Below are 14,563 nucleotides of genomic sequence, written 5' to 3'. Positions count from 1 at the left end.
GCACACTCGCCGATTCCTGCGACAGATATGTGACCGTTGGACGGATTGCGACGGAAAAGACAGCGAAAATCAAGCCGTTAAGGTGCGGGGAAAATGGTGCCGGAGGCTCATCCGATGGTTGCTTCAGGAAGGTGTGCCCGTCGCTCTAACAACCTTTCGAAACGTCAGAGATATCCTTCTGCCACGATCCAGTTTCGTGGCGCCCACGACATCTGATTTTCGGGCTGGAATTTCGTGCGTCCAATCATACCGGCCAGCGCCCTTCAGCACGACGCCTGACCGTGGATGGAGGAGCACCGCAAGGGATCTGGAACTGGATCGCTCTCGAAATATCATCTCGCATGGGGATAAAAGGCTGATCGAAACGATTGTGTCATCAAAACACGGCACGCAGTCGACGTGGGCGCTTATGCCTTGACCCGGCAAGTATTCATTTGCGATCACCTGGTCCGGCAGGTCTGCGAAATAGCCGTACATCACCAATCGGCTGGCGAGCGCTTCAAGCCATTCAGGCAGTTTGCCCAGATAAGCGTCTGCTGTAACGGCGCGCGCCCTGTAGTCATAGAGATAGCCAAAATGCTGCACGCGGCGTTTCAGCGTAGTGCTCCACTCTGCGGCATCGAGCCGATCCCTGATGTGCTCCTCTTCCTCCCCGGAAAGGAGATCGCGAACATAAAGGACGCCCGGAGGCAGGCCCGCCGCAGTCAAGATGCGATCCATCTGTGGCCAACCCTCCTCTTGGACCGAAACACAAAGGTTACAAATTTGGCGCTGTCGCCTATGGCTCCAACGTCGTCACCTTCGTCTTCACATGAGAATAACCCGCATATTCCGGAAAGCGGGACGGATTGGCAACAGGAAAGGCGTCATCGTTGCGCGCGGCGGGACCGGACAACAGGTGGCGTGCGCTCGAAAGAGACAGTTATGGAAAACCATGCGCTATAGGGAATGGAATGGTGCCCGGAGGCGGATTTGAACCACCGACACGCGGATTTTCAATCCGCTGCTCTACCAACTGAGCTATCCGGGCATCTCGGCTTTTAAAAGCCTGCCGGTCTCTTTCGAAACCGCCGGAGGAGCTGTCCTCCGGGAGCGAGCGGGGTTATAACATCTTGTTCGGGCATGGCAAGCGCCGTTTTGCACTTTTTTGACGGCTTCGTGAAAAACATTGCGAAGCCATTGAAAAAGCTGGATAAATGGCGGCGCTCAAGCGGGCGCCTGCCGGTTTTTCGATCAGTCGTCGAAGGGTTCTGCCTTGGTCTCGTCCTCGCTGACGGGGATGGCGTAGGAGCCGTTCAGCCAGCGCGACAGGTCGAGCGTACGGCAGCGATCCGAGCAGAACGGGTAGTGGTCGCGGTTGGATGGCTTGCCGCATTCCGGGCAGGGCCGCGTCTTGCGCAAGGGCGCAACCTTTGCGCCCGGGGGGATCGGTTCGGAGGTCATCGTTTCCTTTTAGCCTTCTGCCCAGTGGGTGGCGACGTCAAAGCCTTCGCCATTCAGGAGCAGGGTCGTCTCGTAAAGCGGCAATCCGACGACATTGGTGTAGGAGCCCACGAGCTTTTGCACGAAACTGGCCGCAATGCCCTGGATGGCATAGGCGCCGGCCTTGCCGCGCCACTGGTCGGAGGCGAGATAGGCCTCGATCTCGCGCATCGACAGCCGCTTGAAGCGGACTTTCGTTTCCACCACCTTCTGGCGGAACTGGCCGCCGGGGGTGACGAGGCAGATGCCGGTATAGACATGGTGGCCACGGCCCGACAGGAGATGCAGGGCCGAAGACGCCTCGTCCATATATTCGGTCTTAGGCAGGATGCGCCTTCCAACCGCCACCACCGTATCGGCCGAGAGAATGTAGCTGTGGGCAAGCGAAACGTCCGCGCGGATCGCCGACAAGGCGGCCTGCGCCTTTTCGCTCGACAGGCGGCGCGCAAGCGACCGGGGATGTTCGGATTTCTTCGGCGTCTCGTCGATATCCATCGGCATCAGGCGCGCCGGCTTGATCCCCACCTGGTTGAGAAGATCAAGGCGTCGCGGCGAGCCGGAGGCCAGGATGAGCTTTTGGTCCAGAACCATGGGGTTTCCTGCGCAGGGCGCGCCGCATGCCGCGGAACGCTTTACTTGAAGCGGTAGGTGATACGGCCCTTGGTCAGGTCGTAAGGGGTCATTTCCACCAGAACCTTGTCGCCAGCCAGAACCCGGATGCGGTTCTTGCGCATGCGGCCTGCCGTATGGGCGATGATTTCGTGTTCGTTTTCGAGCTTTACGCGGAATGTTGCATTGGGCAGCAGTTCCGTTACGATGCCCGGGAATTCGAGGACTTCTTCTTTAGCCATCTAGAGCTTGTCTTCCTGTCGTTGAAGTGCTTGGGGCCGGAAAATGGCCGCAGCTTGAAAATTGCGCGGAAACTACACGTTCCCCGCACGTTTGTGAACCTCGCATCTGCGCTTATCTCCAGAGCCGCAGAGCGCGCCTGTGCCGCGCATTCCCCGCTTCCCCGAAACCTGCCTTTACCACCGGGCGTGGCGGAAGAAAACAGGCAGTCCCTGACGTCTCACACCATCTGCGGCCCATGCACGGAAGGGCGCACGAAACGCGCCTCAATCCTCTCCCACAGGGCATCGCGCAGGCTGCGATAGGCCTCCAGCCGCTGATCGCGCGTGCCGGTCTCCACCGTCGGATCCGGCATCGGCCAGTAGACGACCTCCACCGGCTGCGAGCGGGTGAGTTCCAGCGCCCGGTGATGGGCCTCGGGCGAGAGCGTGACGATTACGTCGAAAAAATCGTCTTCCAGCTCCTCCAGCCGGCGCGGCTGGTGGCGGGGGAGCGCAAGACCGATTTCCTGAAGAACCCCATCGACAAAGGCATCCGGATCGCCGGCCCGCACGCCGGCCGACTGCACATAGATATCGGGTGGCAGCAGCCGTTTTGCAATCACCTCGGCCATCGGCGAGCGGATGGAATTCATGCCGCACATGAACAGAACGGCGCCGGGCTTTGCCACACGCGTTTCGAAGGCCGGCGTTTCATCCGGGGGCTCCGGCACGTCCGCCATGCTCACCCCCGCCAGTAGAGCACGCAGACCAGCGTGAACAGCCGGCGCGCGGTGTCGAAATCCAGATCGATCTTGCCCTTCAGGCGGTCCTGCAGCGTTTCGGAGCCATCATTGTGGAGGCCGCGCCGTCCCATGTCGATGGCCTCGATCTGCGAGGGGGTGGAGGTGCGGATCGCCTCGTAATAGCTCTCGCAGATCATGAAGTAATCCTTGATGATCCGCCGGAAGGGGGTCAGCGACAGGATGTGGGTCGCGACCGCCTCGCCCTCTTTCGTGGTGATGGTGAAGACGAGCTTCTGTTCCACCAGAGAGATGTTGAGGCGGTAAGGCCCGCCCGCATGGCCGACCGGCTCGAAACGGTTCTCCTCGATCAGGTCGAAGATCGCAACCGCCCGCTCATGCTCGACATCCGGCGTCGACCGGCCGATGCTGTCGTCCAGCACCACGTCGAACAGCCGGAAGTCATGGTCGGCCATGGCTCATCCTTCTCGATTGAGGCGGATGGCAACCGAGCGGGCATGGGCGTCGAGCCCTTCGGAATGGGCAAGCGTGATGGCCGCCGGCCCGAGCGCCCGCAGCTGGTCCGGCCCGAGCCTGAGGATCGATGTGCGCTTGACGAATTCCAGGACCGAAAGGCCGGAGGAGAAGCGCGCCGAGCGTGCCGTCGGCAGCACATGGTTGGAGCCGCCGACATAATCGCCGATCACTTCCGGCGTATGGCGGCCGATGAAGATGGCGCCGGCATTGCGGATGCCGGAAAGCAGCGCATCCGGATCGGCGACAGCCAGTTCCAGGTGTTCGGCGGCAATGCGGTTGGCAAGCGGCAGCGCGTCGGCGAGATCCTGGACCAGGATGACGGCGCCGAAATCGCGCCAGCTGGCGGCCGCCGTCTCGGAGCGCGACAGCGTCTTCAGCTGGCGTTCGACGGCCGCCTCCACCGCCTTGCCAAGGGACGCATCGGTCGTGATCAGGATGGATTGAGCGCCGGCATCGTGCTCGGCCTGGGCCAGAAGATCGGCCGCCAGCCAGTCCGGATCGTTTTCGCCATCGGCGATCACCAGCACTTCCGACGGACCGGCGATCATGTCGATGCCGACGGTGCCGAAGACATGGCGCTTGGCGGCCGCCACATAGGCATTGCCGGGGCCGACGATCTTGTAGACCGGCGCGATCGTCTCGGTTCCATAGGCAAGCGCTGCCACGGCCTGTGCCCCACCGATGCGGTAGATTTCCGTAACACCGGCGATTTTTGCTGCCACCAGCACGGCCGGGTTGATTTCGCCGCCGGAGGCCGGGCAGACCATGACCACACGCTCGACGCCGGCGACGCGCGCCGGCACGGCATTCATCAGCACCGAACTTGGATAGCTTGCCGTACCGCCCGGCACATAAAGGCCAACCGCTTCGATTGCCGTCCAGCGCGAGCCGAGGCCGACGCCGATGGCATCTTCATAGATGTCGTCCTTCGGCATCTGGCGGGCATGGTGGCGTTCGATGCGCTCGGCAGCCAGCTGAAGCGCGGCGATCACCTCGGGATCGACCTTGGCATGGGCGGCCTCGATTTCGGCCTCGCTCACGCGAAGACCAATTTCGGCGAGATCGACCCGGTCGAAGCGTCTGGAATAATCGATCAGCGCTTGATCGCCATCAGCGCGCACATCCTCGATGATGGCCCGCACCACGGTGTTCACATCTTCCGAGACTTCACGCTTCGTCGTCAGGAAGGCGGAAAACTCAGCCTCGAAATTGTCCGATGCCTGATCAAGCCAGATTGCCACTTCTACTCACCCCTCATACACAAGGACAGGAAGCCGCAAAGCCTGCCGCCTGTCCATCATCATCACTGCCTTTTATGGCAAGTCTGCAGCGCCTGTCCCCAGAATAGCCACGGCCTGTCAAGAGGCTGGCCGTCACTTCCGCATGTCATCGCGGGCAAAAGCCGGCTCACTCGTGCTGCGGCAGGTTTTCGGTGCCCCAGGCGCCGCCGGTATCGGCAAGCTGCGCTTCGATGCATTCGACGTCGAGACTGATGGCGGCACCGGCGGCAAGCGTGAGCTCGATCGTGCCGTCCGGCCCCTCGTCCTTCTGGTCGAACCGCATGGCGAGAAGCGAATAAACCAGGTCCTCGCGGTGGCGGGCAACGCCGAGCGCCCTGACGGCCGTGACGCGCTTGAAGGTGATTGCGGCGCGGCGTCGCTCAAAACCCTTGGCGCCGCGCGCGGCGGCTTCCCAGACGAACCGGTTGACCACCAGCGAAAAATGCCCGCGCTTCGGGCTCCACTCGATGTCGGTTGCCTTGAAAACGCTGTCCTGCATATGGGCGGAGACGATCTTCAGGTCGTCCGCGTCCAGCGCCAGCAGCTTCAGCTCGGTCATGCGTGCCATCCCATCTCCACCGGCCGCGCGCACGATGCGTGCGGCGGCCTTGCCTGTCAGGCACTGGAGATAGGATGGGCGCGCCCGATAAGCAACAGGCGGAGTTGCAGCCTTATTCGCTGACGCGCTCGACAAGCGCGCCGCAGCGGGTGAGCTTTTCCTCGAGCCGCTCGAAGCCGCGATCCAGATGGTAGACGCGGTTGACCACGGTTTCGCCTTCGGCCGCGAGCCCCGCAATGACCAGCGACACGGACGCGCGCAGATCCGTTGCCATGACCGGCGCACCTTTGAGGCGCGAGACGCCCTCGACGCGGGCCATCTGGCCAGACAGCGAGATGCGCGCGCCAAGCCGCGCCAGTTCCTGCACATGCATGAAGCGGTTTTCGAAAATGGTCTCGGTGATGTGCGACACGCCGGACGAGCGCGTCATCAGCGCCATGAACTGCGCCTGCAGGTCTGTCGGGAAACCCGGGAAGGGTTCGGTGACGACATCGACCGGCATGATACGGTCGCCGGTACGCACGATGCGCAGGCCCGTCTCCGTCGCGGTGATCTCTGCGCCGGTCTGGCGCAGCGTATCGAGCGCGGTTTCCAGAAGCGCGGCATCGGTGCCTTCCAGCGTCACGTCGCCGCCGGTCATGGCAACGGCCATGGCATAGGTGCCGGTCTCGATGCGGTCGGGCAGCACCCGGTGGCGGGCGCCGGAGAGCGAGGCCACGCCCTCGACAGTGATGGTCTTGGTGCCGGCGCCGGAAATTTTCGCGCCCATGGCGTTCAGACAATTGGCAAGATCCAGCGCTTCCGGCTCGCGGGCGGCGTTTTCGATCACCGTCGTGCCATTGGCAAGCGTGGCTGCCATCATCATCACATGGGTTGCGCCGACGGACACTTTTGGAAAGCGGTAGCGCGCGCCGAGAAGGCCGCCCTTCGGCGCGGTGGCATTCACATAGCCGCCGTCGATCTCGATATCGGCGCCGAGCGCTGTCAGCGCCTCGAGAAACAGATCGACCGGACGCGTTCCGATGGCGCAGCCGCCCGGCAGCGACACGCGGGCACGGCCCTCGCGCGCCAGAAGCGGCCCGATGACCCAGAAGCTGGCGCGCATCTTCGACACAAGCTCATAGGGCGCCGTCGTATCGGCAATGGTGCGGCAGGTGAAATGGATGGTGCGCGAATAGTCGTTTTCCTGGCGCTCGCGCCGTCCGTTGACGGCAATATCGACTCCGTGATTGCCCAGAATCCGCATCAGGCCTTCCACATCGGCCAGATGCGGCACGTTTTCGAGCGTCAGCGTGTCGCTCGTCAGAAGCGATGCGATCATCAGGGGCAGGGCTGCATTCTTGGCGCCGGAGATGGGGATGATGCCACGCAGCGCATTGCCGCCGGTGATTCTGATGCGATCCATGTGACTGACAACGGGTCTCAACCCGCCTTTCCTGGTAGTGGCGCGAAAGATGGCGTCCTTAGACGAAATCCGCCCGGTCTTCAATGAAACGATTACACACGCTCTGCTTGCGCGGGGCTCTCCCCTGCAAGGCTCTCGCCTCGCCTCGCCTCGCCTCGCCTCGCCTCACGCCTCGGGCTCCTGCTCGCCTGCGGCCGGAAGGCCCTCCGTCATATCGGCCTCGCCCGCCCGTCGCGCCCGCGCCTGCTGCTTGCGCCGCGCAAGGTTCTCGCGCAGCTTCAGCGCCGCGCGTGCCTTGCGCCGCTCCGCCTCGCTTGGCGGGCGCTGCCCGCGATCATCGCTGCCCGATTCGTCCTGTGTGCTCATGAAGGCCTAGATAGCCGAAAGCGTGAAAATCCCAAAGTCCCCGCATGCACGCCGGCCGTGGACACACAGGCACTTCCAGGCTTTTGCCCAAAGCTTTTGGCCCGGAAGTAAAATTGCGGCTTGCACTCCCGCAAAAGCTATGGCAATAGCCCGCTCACCGAACGGCTGACCAAACAGACGTTGCAGATGCTGCTATAGCTCAGGGGTAGAGCACTCCCTTGGTAAGGGAGAGGCCGAGAGTTCAAATCTCTCTAGCAGCACCATTTTTCTTCAGAAAATTCCCGAAAATATCCGTAATTCACTCGGTCGACACGCGTCCCGCTATCCCCTCAGCCAGGCGTCCATGCCGTAGGCGGCGTGGCGGGCGGTGGCCATGCAGGCGGTGAGCAGGTAGCCGCCGGTAGGTGCTTCCCAGTCGATCATTTCGCCGGCGGCGAAAATGCCGGGGAGGGCGGTGAGCATGAAGCTGTCGTCGAGCGCGTCAAACCGGATGCCGCCGGCCGAGGATATCGCTTCCTCGATCGGGCGGGGCGCAAGGAGCGGGATGGGGAGCGACTTGATGGCTCCGGCAAGTGCTGCTGCATCGGCCAGGTGCTGCAGATTGGCGCATTCGCGCAGCAGCGCGGCCTTTGCCCCTTCAAGGCCGGCCGCCTTGCGCAGCCGGTTGGAAAGGCTGCTGCCGGCGGGTTGGCGGGCAAGGGCGGCGGTGAGTTTTTCAAGGCTCCGGCCCGGCGCAAGATCAAGGGTGAGGCAGGTGCGGCCGCCCTGTTCCAGCCGGTCGCGCAGGGCGCTTGCATGCGCGTAGACGAGGCTTCCCTCGATGCCGGTGCGGCTTATCACGAACTCGCCCTGAAGGGTGCCGGCATCGGAGGTCGCGGTCACGGATTTGATCGGCGCACCGGCAAAGCGGCTTGCAAAGGGCGCGCTCCAGGCGACATCGAAGCCGCAATTGGCCGGGCGAAAATCGGCGATCTCAACGCCTTTTTCCCGCAGCATCGTTACCCAGGCGGCATCGGAGCCGAGGCGCGGCCAGCTTGCGCCGCCAAGAGCCAGAAGCACGGCGTCGGCTGCTACGCGGACCTCGCCGTCCGGTGTCGAGAAGACGGGCGCGCCGTCGACGAGCGTTTGCAGCCTGTGGCGGGGCGCAAATGCAACACCGGCTTCGCCGAGCCGCTTCAGCCAGGCGCGCAGGAGCGGCGAGGCTTTCATGGCCACCGGGAAGACGCGGCCGGACGAACCGACAAAGGTTTCCGTGCCCATCGTCCCTGCCCAGGCGCGCACATCCTGCGGGGTAAAGGCGTCAAGCGAGGCCTGAAGCCGGTCATTGGCTGTGCCGAAGCGCGTGCGAAAGCGTGAAAAATCTTCCGAATGGGTGATGTTGAGGCCGGATTTTCCGGCCAGCAGAAACTTGCGTCCGAAGGTTGGCATCGCGTCATAGACCGTCACGGCATGGCCGCAGCCGATCAGCACCTCGGCGGCCATCAGCCCGGACGGTCCGCCGCCGATGATCGCGACGCGCTTTTCCCTCATGTCGCCCCTCTCATGTCGTCTCTCCGGCGCCTGCCTGCGGCTTCATGCGGGCGAGGCAGGCCCGTCGCTTTACCCCAAGCCTGGGAGGAGCGTTACACCTGAAAGGACGGGATCAGGCAAGCCATTGCTGCACATAGGGGATCACCTCGACCAGGCCATGATAGACCATGTTGAAGGTGACGTAGACGATGACGGCAAGCCCGAGATAGGCAATCCAGCGGAAGCGCTGCAGCAGGCGGGCCACCAGATTGGCGGCAAGCCCCATCAGGGCAATCGAAATGACAAGGCCGATGATCAGGACGCTCGTGTGCTCTTGGGCTGCACCGGCAACGGCCAGCACATTGTCGAGCGACATCGAGACATCGGCAATGACGATCTGCATGGCAGCCTGCAGGAAGGTCTTGTTCACCTTCGGCATCTCTGCGTCAGCATCCGTGAGCGCCATGTGGGCGTCGTGATCCGCGGCGCGAAGCTCGCTCCACATTTTCCAGCACACCCAGCCGAGCAGCAGGCCGCCGAGCAGCTGCAGGCCGACAAGGCCGAGCAGATAGGCGGTCACCGTGGCAAAGCCGATGCGCAGCACGGTTGCGGCAATGATGCCGACGAGGATCGCCTTCTTGCGCTGATGGGCGGGAAGCCCCGCCGCGGCAAGGCCAATCACGATGGCATTGTCGCCAGCCAGCACCAGATCGATTGCGATGACCTGAAAAAGTGCGGCAAGACCCGCAGCCGTCAGAATTTCCATGATAGCTCCATCCCTGATTGCCCGCGGCTGTCCCTGCGGTCTTTCGCAGATCCAGATGTCTCTGCACCGCACGGATCACGTCCTCGTGACTGGCTACAGAATATTTTGACCGGGTTGGCAAGCGGAAATTGTGAGTGGGTGCCGTCTCTTCTGCTTTTCGCGCCAGGACCGGCTCGAAAGACGGGCCTTCGCCTAATCCGCACACGGGGTGACGCGATGTCACCGCACGCGGCAGATCATTTGCCAAGGCGCCTTTTCAGGGCATCGAGAATATGCCGGGCAAGCTTCTCATAGTCCTCATCGAAATGATGGCCGCCATCGATGCCAAGGGTTTCGATGCCGCGCGGCTGAAGGCTCTTGCAGGCGTCGTCCTCGTCTTCGGTGCCATAAACGCACTGGACGAGTTTCGGATCGATGGTTTGCAGCTGTTTCGTCGGATCGCCGCCGCCGCCGCTGCCCTTGCCGCCCAGCCAGCCCGAGACGGAAATCTCGAAATTGGAATTGTGCGAAAGCGCCAGCAGGCTCATCTGGATCACCTTGGCGCGATCGCTTTCCGGCAGTTTGTTGAAGGTCGCAGGCAGGATGTCGGCGCCGAAGGAATAGCCGATCAGCAGCACGTGGCCGACATTCCATTGCTTGCGATAGGCCCGGATGATGCGGCTCAAATCCGCGCCGGTCTGTTCCGGCGTCTTCTTCGACCAGAAATAGCGCAGCGCATCGACGCCGACGACCGGAATGCCATCGGCCTGCAGCACGTCGCCCAGATCGCTGTCGATGTCGCGCCAGCCGCCATCCCCCGAATAGATGATCGCCAAAGTGTCGAGCTTCGGCTTGGCGTCGAGAATGGTCAGCGGCAGGCCGAGCGGTTCGTCGTCGGTGCTCGCCGCATCGATGCTGTCGGACAGCGCCTGCATCAGCATGTCGGCGGCCGGCTTGTCGGTGTCTTCGAGATCGATGTCTTCGTGGGCGGTCAGCAGTTCCTTGGCATGGGCGCTGCCGGCCGGATCTGCCGTCTTGGACAGGTAGATGCTGACGGGCATCGGAAGTGGGCCGTCGGTGAGGCCATAGATGGTGCGGTCGCCATCGACGCGCTTTTGCGCCGGCGTACACAGAACCTTCGGCAGGGCGATGCCGGCTTCCGGATCCACGGCGATCGCGTCACCGATGGTGGCGGGCGGGCTCTGTGACGCCATGCCGAGCACGACAGCGGCCCCGGCGCCGATGCCGGCAATGACCGGCGAGCGATAACTGCCGTTTCCGAACGAGCGCTGAACCTGCTGGGCCAGCGATTCGACGTCGGAAATCATGTAGATGCAATCGTCTTCATCCTTGCCCAGTCCGACCAGATAGGACGGCAGATCGATGCCGATGACAAGCGCCCCCTTGGCAGCCAGTGCCTTTGCCTGGGTCTCTTCCGAGGCGTTCCAGCCATCGGCATCGGAGAGCAGGAAGATGTTTGCCTTCATGTCGCCGTCGGGCTTGTAGATGTGCGGCGCCGGGATCATGCCGGTATCGAACGTCGGCGCCGGGCTCTGGGCAAGGGCTGTGAAGGGCACCGCAGCGGCAAGCAGGGCCGCTGCTGCGAAAGGACGAAAACCTCTGTTCATTTACCCACCACTCCGCGGACGCCGCCGCTGATCAAAAGCGTGACATCCATCAATGCCAGCACGACACCGGTTCCGCCGGCCACCGCCATGTAGCGGGATTGCCATTGCGGATGAAACTTGGACTTGAAGGCCCTCAGACCCTTGAAGTTGTAAAACCGTTCGCCGTGTTCGTACAAGGTGCCTCCAATGCGATCCCACACGGGTGCCATTTCCCGCTTCGACATGCCCGAAAGGGGGGCCATTCCAAGATTGAAGCTGGTATATCCGGCATTTTTCAGGTGCTCGAGCAGGCTCACGAACAGAAAGTCCATGGCGCCGCGGGGCGCATCGGGGGCAAAGCGCATGATATCGACGCTGCCTTCGCTGCGCTTTGCGGTGACGAATACGGTCGCGAAGGCAACGATGCGGCCTTCCTTGCGCAGGACGGCGACGGGCAGGGACGACACATAGTCTTCCTCGAAGGCGCCGAGGGAAAAGCCCTTTTCGCGCGTCTCGTGATGGGCAAGCCAGCCATCCGAAACGGCCTTGAGTTCCGGCATGACGCTTGCCACGTCTGACGGTTCCAGCACGGAAAACTCCAGACCGTCACGGCGTCCCTTGTTGAGCGCCTGGCGAAGACCGGCAAGCTTGCCACCCTTCAGATCGAAATTTTCAAGATCGACCAGCGCCATTTCTCCGAGCTTGAAGGCACGAAGGCCCGCATCGGCACAGAAGGACAAGAGATCGGGCGAGACCTGATAGAGCACCGCACGCCCGCCGGCACCACGCGCCCGCTCGACGAATCGCCAGATCATTTCGGCCCGCTCGTCCGGGTCTCCAACGGGGTCGGCCAGCGAGATCCACGAGCGGCCCTGAATGCCGAACATCAGGAAGCTGCGGCCGCTATCGGAAAACATCACCCGCTTGTCGCCCATGCGCACGAGGTTTGCGTCGGCATTGTCCTGGCCTTCCAGAATGGCGACAGCCTTTTCCAGATCTTCCGGCGTCAGCGGCTCGGGATGGTGGAAGGCCGGACGCAGCAGGCTGAAGGCGGCGATGGCGAAGGACAGGATGCTGACGCCCAGCAGCGCGCGCAGGCCGCGCGGCGCTTCGCCGAAGAACTCGAACTGCCACCAGAGCTGGCGGCTGTAATCCACGTCGCGGTAGACGAAGAGAAGGATCGTGGTGGCCCCGGCCAGAATGACCAGCATCGCCATCACCCAGGGCAGGCTCAGCACCTGCCCGAAGAGCGAGGCCGGACGGCGAAAGCGCCCGGCATTCAGCAGAAGCGCGACCACGAAGATGCCGAGGAAGGTCGCCTCGCCGAGCGCCAGCGCGCGCATGAAGGCAAAGGCAAAGGCAAGGCTTGCCGAAACCAGCGCCACCCACCAGGCGCCGTCCAGACGCTGTGCAAGGCCGCGCGAGGAAATAACAAGGGCAAGCCCGAGAAGGCTCGAGAGGAAATGCGCGCTTTCCACGACCGGCAGCGGCAGGAAGCTGGACACGATGTCGAGATCGCCGTCCGGCGTCGGCGTCACGCTCGAAAAGATCAGCATGGCACCGAGCATGAGGGCAAAGGCCGACAGGAGCGGGGGCGAGATGCGCACCGCCACATTGCCGATATCGCCCGCCAGCGGATGGCGCGCGAGCGCGCGTGCTTCCGACACCACGATGCTGATGATGGCAATGGTGAGGGGCAGCACGTGATAGACCATGCGGTACAGCACGATGCTGCCAAGCAGCTGGTCGAGACTGACCGTGCCACCGAGCGCGCCGAGAATGACGGCTTCGAACACGCCAAGGCCGGCCGGCACGTGGCTGAGCACGCCAAGGCCCACGGCTGTCGCATAGACGGCAAAGAAGGAGGGCCAGCCGATATGTGTTTCCGGCAAAAGCACGTACAGCGCCGATGCCGAGACGGCCAGATCGAGCGCGGTGATCAGGAACTGGCGCGAGGAGGTGAGCGTGTCGGGCAGGCGCAGGCGAATGCGCATCACATGGATGGTGCGCCCGTTGCGCCCGGCAAACAGCAGGCCGGCCAGCACCACCAGCACGACGACGGCACCGGTGCGGAGATAGAAGGGATCAAGGCCGGTGATGTCGGCAAGCCGTGGGGCGGTGACGAGTGCTGCAATGGCGCTGACTGCCAGAAGCCCAAGGCCGAAGGCGAAGGTGACGAAGGCAATGACGCGCGCCACGTCTTCCGGCGACAGCCCAAGCCGGCTATAGGCGCGAAAGCGGATGGCGCCGCCACTCAGGGCGCCGAAGCCCGCCGTGTTGCCGATCGCATAGGCGCTGAAGGCGGTGACGGCGACGGGCAGCGTCGGCAGCTTGCGGCCGATATACTCCAGAGCATTTAGATCATAGTAGATCAACGACGCAAAACTGAGCGCCGTAAAGAGCATCGCAAGTGCAATGGCGCGCCAGCTGGTATCCTTCAACGCATCCACCACCTCGTCGTAGCGCACCTCGTTGGTCAGCCGATAGATGGCGACCGCCATCATGACGCACACGACCAGCATCGCAGCCGAGGTCAGGTACAGCCTGAAACGGGCGATGAGGGCAATGATCGGGTGACGGGGCGTTTCCGTCTGAACGGCCTGGGAATGCGGTTGTGTCATCGGGCACCTGATGCGGTGGCTAGCTTCTAGCCTTTGGGCATGACGGTTATTCGTCAATGCGGCGGCGCGCTAGTCCTCTCGCTTCGACTTGGACAAAAATAGGGCCGTTTGCCCATTCTTGCGGCCTCTCCGGGCTTGCAAATGCCCTTGTCCGAAGGCCATGCACCATGTTTTTCCGGTTCATGAACCATGACGGCCCATCTCACCGCACGTCGGACTTCAATCCGGCGTGGTGTGAGCCGGCGCCGGACACGCAGGACGAGGATTGACTTCGCCGTCTTCGCAAGGATGTGGCGCGGCACAGCCATCCCATTCGTCCGCCGCCCGCTGCACCGATCTGGAACAGCCGGGCGCAACCTTCTGTCACCGTTACCGGCGCCTCAACTCTCGCTTTCGGCGGCCTTCGCCTGGCAGATCAGAGCACGCGCAGCGCGATCGCCGCGCGATGCGGATCGCGCGCGGCCATCACCAGCATGCCCAAGAAAATCAGGCCTGCAATCACGGCGGATCCAAAGTGTAGAACAATCATTGCTCGCCTCTCAAGACTTCATGTTCAAGATGACGCCGATTGTCTGCGACTAGACTTGCCCGTGGCTTGCGGCTTGACTTCCCGCGCGCCTTAAAACACGTTGATGAGGAATTCCTCACGCTTGTTGGCCGACATTAACTTTCGCGCAAGGAATTAACCATACAAATGGTCCGACACGGCGAAATGGGACGACTTCGGTAGATCCCCTCCAGGCATGATGCCGCCACGCCGTACCGGTTTTGACCCGGTATCTCTTTCCATGAAATTCCAGAAAGCCGCACGGCTTTGACCTGTCCGCTCCGGGCCTGGCGCGTTTCTGCGCTCTGTCTGCACGGGAAGGCACGGCCACCGGA

At 62.8% G+C, this 14,563-nt stretch carries 14 protein-coding genes and 2 tRNA genes; 1 reads left to right on the top strand and 15 read right to left on the bottom strand.

Translation table 11 applies throughout. From position 1 onward, the window contains the following. Positions 1-123: 123 nt before the first annotated feature. From J2858_RS05055 to J2858_RS05005, 11 genes are all read right to left on the bottom strand, one after another. Positions 124-720 (bottom strand): alpha-ketoglutarate-dependent dioxygenase AlkB, encoded by a 597-nt coding sequence (locus J2858_RS05055; protein WP_210103614.1) that lies wholly within the window; start codon positions 718-720, stop codon positions 124-126. A 234-nt stretch (positions 721-954) separates the two neighbouring features. Further along, a tRNA-Phe gene (locus tag J2858_RS05050) sits at positions 955-1,030 on the bottom strand. A 203-nt stretch (positions 1,031-1,233) separates the two neighbouring features. Further along, complete coding sequence (gene yacG / locus J2858_RS05045; RefSeq protein ID WP_210103613.1) at positions 1,234-1,443, bottom strand: DNA gyrase inhibitor YacG; 210 nt, start codon at positions 1,441-1,443, stop codon at positions 1,234-1,236. Positions 1,444-1,452: 9 nt separating this feature from the next. Next, the gene (locus J2858_RS05040; protein WP_210103612.1) at positions 1,453-2,073 is read right to left on the bottom strand and encodes a Maf-like protein; all 621 of its coding nucleotides are present in this window, start codon (positions 2,071-2,073) and stop codon (positions 1,453-1,455) included. Between the two features lie 41 nt (positions 2,074-2,114). Further along, positions 2,115-2,333, bottom strand: coding sequence for a translation initiation factor IF-1 (gene infA, locus J2858_RS05035; protein ID WP_007759621.1), 219 nt, complete (start codon positions 2,331-2,333; stop codon positions 2,115-2,117). Positions 2,334-2,551: 218 nt separating this feature from the next. Further along, positions 2,552-3,052 (bottom strand): low molecular weight phosphatase family protein, encoded by a 501-nt coding sequence (locus tag J2858_RS05030; RefSeq protein WP_210103611.1) that lies wholly within the window; start codon positions 3,050-3,052, stop codon positions 2,552-2,554. A gap of 2 nt (positions 3,053-3,054) precedes the next feature. Beyond that, positions 3,055-3,528 carry a UPF0262 family protein gene (locus J2858_RS05025; protein WP_210103610.1) on the bottom strand — a complete coding sequence of 158 codons (474 nt, stop codon included), beginning with the start codon at positions 3,526-3,528 and terminating at the stop codon, positions 3,055-3,057. 3 nt (positions 3,529-3,531) lie between these two features. Then, positions 3,532-4,830 carry a histidinol dehydrogenase gene (gene hisD, locus J2858_RS05020; RefSeq protein ID WP_210103609.1) on the bottom strand — a complete coding sequence of 433 codons (1,299 nt, stop codon included), beginning with the start codon at positions 4,828-4,830 and terminating at the stop codon, positions 3,532-3,534. Positions 4,831-4,996: 166 nt separating this feature from the next. Next, a complete protein-coding gene (locus tag J2858_RS05015) occupies positions 4,997-5,428 on the bottom strand; it encodes a DUF2948 family protein (protein WP_210103608.1) in 432 nt (143 codons plus the stop codon). Positions 5,429-5,540: 112 nt separating this feature from the next. Further along, positions 5,541-6,833, bottom strand: coding sequence for a UDP-N-acetylglucosamine 1-carboxyvinyltransferase (gene murA / locus J2858_RS05010; protein ID WP_210103607.1), 1,293 nt, complete (start codon positions 6,831-6,833; stop codon positions 5,541-5,543). Between the two features lie 165 nt (positions 6,834-6,998). Next, positions 6,999-7,199: a hypothetical protein gene (locus J2858_RS05005; RefSeq protein WP_210103606.1), complete on the bottom strand. Its 201-nt coding sequence runs from the start codon at positions 7,197-7,199 to the stop codon at positions 6,999-7,001. Between the two features lie 188 nt (positions 7,200-7,387). Between J2858_RS05005 and J2858_RS05000 the strand changes: the two genes are divergently transcribed. Further along, a tRNA-Thr gene (locus tag J2858_RS05000) sits at positions 7,388-7,462 on the top strand. A 58-nt stretch (positions 7,463-7,520) separates the two neighbouring features. Here the strand turns inward: J2858_RS05000 and J2858_RS04995 are convergent. From J2858_RS04995 to mprF, 4 genes are all read right to left on the bottom strand, one after another. Beyond that, entirely contained in the window at positions 7,521-8,729 is a 1,209-nt protein-coding gene (locus J2858_RS04995) for a TIGR03862 family flavoprotein (RefSeq protein ID WP_210103605.1), read from the bottom strand. 112 nt (positions 8,730-8,841) lie between these two features. Next, positions 8,842-9,474, bottom strand: coding sequence for a TerC family protein (locus J2858_RS04990; protein ID WP_210103604.1), 633 nt, complete (start codon positions 9,472-9,474; stop codon positions 8,842-8,844). Between the two features lie 236 nt (positions 9,475-9,710). Then, a complete protein-coding gene (locus tag J2858_RS04985) occupies positions 9,711-11,081 on the bottom strand; it encodes a virulence factor family protein (RefSeq protein ID WP_210103603.1) in 1,371 nt (456 codons plus the stop codon). After that, complete coding sequence (gene mprF, locus J2858_RS04980; protein WP_210103602.1) at positions 11,078-13,681, bottom strand: bifunctional lysylphosphatidylglycerol flippase/synthetase MprF; 2,604 nt, start codon at positions 13,679-13,681, stop codon at positions 11,078-11,080. Before mprF ends, J2858_RS04985 begins: the two co-directional genes overlap by 4 nt. Between the last annotated feature and the right edge of the window lie 882 nt (positions 13,682-14,563).

This window comes from Neorhizobium galegae (assembly GCF_017877135.1).
GTDB lineage: Bacteria > Pseudomonadota > Alphaproteobacteria > Rhizobiales > Rhizobiaceae > Neorhizobium > Neorhizobium galegae_A.
Note: the sequence above shows the minus strand (reverse complement) of the source record. Positions and strands in the feature narration are given on the sequence as shown.

Bases quoted from the DNA above. Each gene is read 5' to 3' on its own strand.
- J2858_RS05055 (WP_210103614.1), bottom strand. From the start codon at position 720: ATGGATCGCATCTTGACTGCGGCGGGCCTGCCTCCGGGCGTCCTTTAT.
- yacG (WP_210103613.1), bottom strand. From the start codon at position 1,443: ATGACCTCCGAACCGATCCCCCCGGGCGCAAAGGTTGCGCCCTTGCGC.
- J2858_RS05040 (WP_210103612.1), bottom strand. From the start codon at position 2,073: ATGGTTCTGGACCAAAAGCTCATCCTGGCCTCCGGCTCGCCGCGACGC.
- infA (WP_007759621.1), bottom strand. From the start codon at position 2,333: ATGGCTAAAGAAGAAGTCCTCGAATTCCCGGGCATCGTAACGGAACTG.
- J2858_RS05030 (WP_210103611.1), bottom strand. From the start codon at position 3,052: ATGGCGGACGTGCCGGAGCCCCCGGATGAAACGCCGGCCTTCGAAACG.
- J2858_RS05025 (WP_210103610.1), bottom strand. From the start codon at position 3,528: ATGGCCGACCATGACTTCCGGCTGTTCGACGTGGTGCTGGACGACAGC.
- J2858_RS05015 (WP_210103608.1), bottom strand. From the start codon at position 5,428: ATGACCGAGCTGAAGCTGCTGGCGCTGGACGCGGACGACCTGAAGATC.
- murA (WP_210103607.1), bottom strand. From the start codon at position 6,833: ATGGATCGCATCAGAATCACCGGCGGCAATGCGCTGCGTGGCATCATC.
- J2858_RS05005 (WP_210103606.1), bottom strand. From the start codon at position 7,199: ATGAGCACACAGGACGAATCGGGCAGCGATGATCGCGGGCAGCGCCCG.
- J2858_RS04995 (WP_210103605.1), bottom strand. From the start codon at position 8,729: ATGAGGGAAAAGCGCGTCGCGATCATCGGCGGCGGACCGTCCGGGCTG.
- J2858_RS04990 (WP_210103604.1), bottom strand. From the start codon at position 9,474: ATGGAAATTCTGACGGCTGCGGGTCTTGCCGCACTTTTTCAGGTCATC.
- J2858_RS04985 (WP_210103603.1), bottom strand. From the start codon at position 11,081: ATGAACAGAGGTTTTCGTCCTTTCGCAGCAGCGGCCCTGCTTGCCGCT.
- mprF (WP_210103602.1), bottom strand. From the start codon at position 13,681: ATGACACAACCGCATTCCCAGGCCGTTCAGACGGAAACGCCCCGTCAC.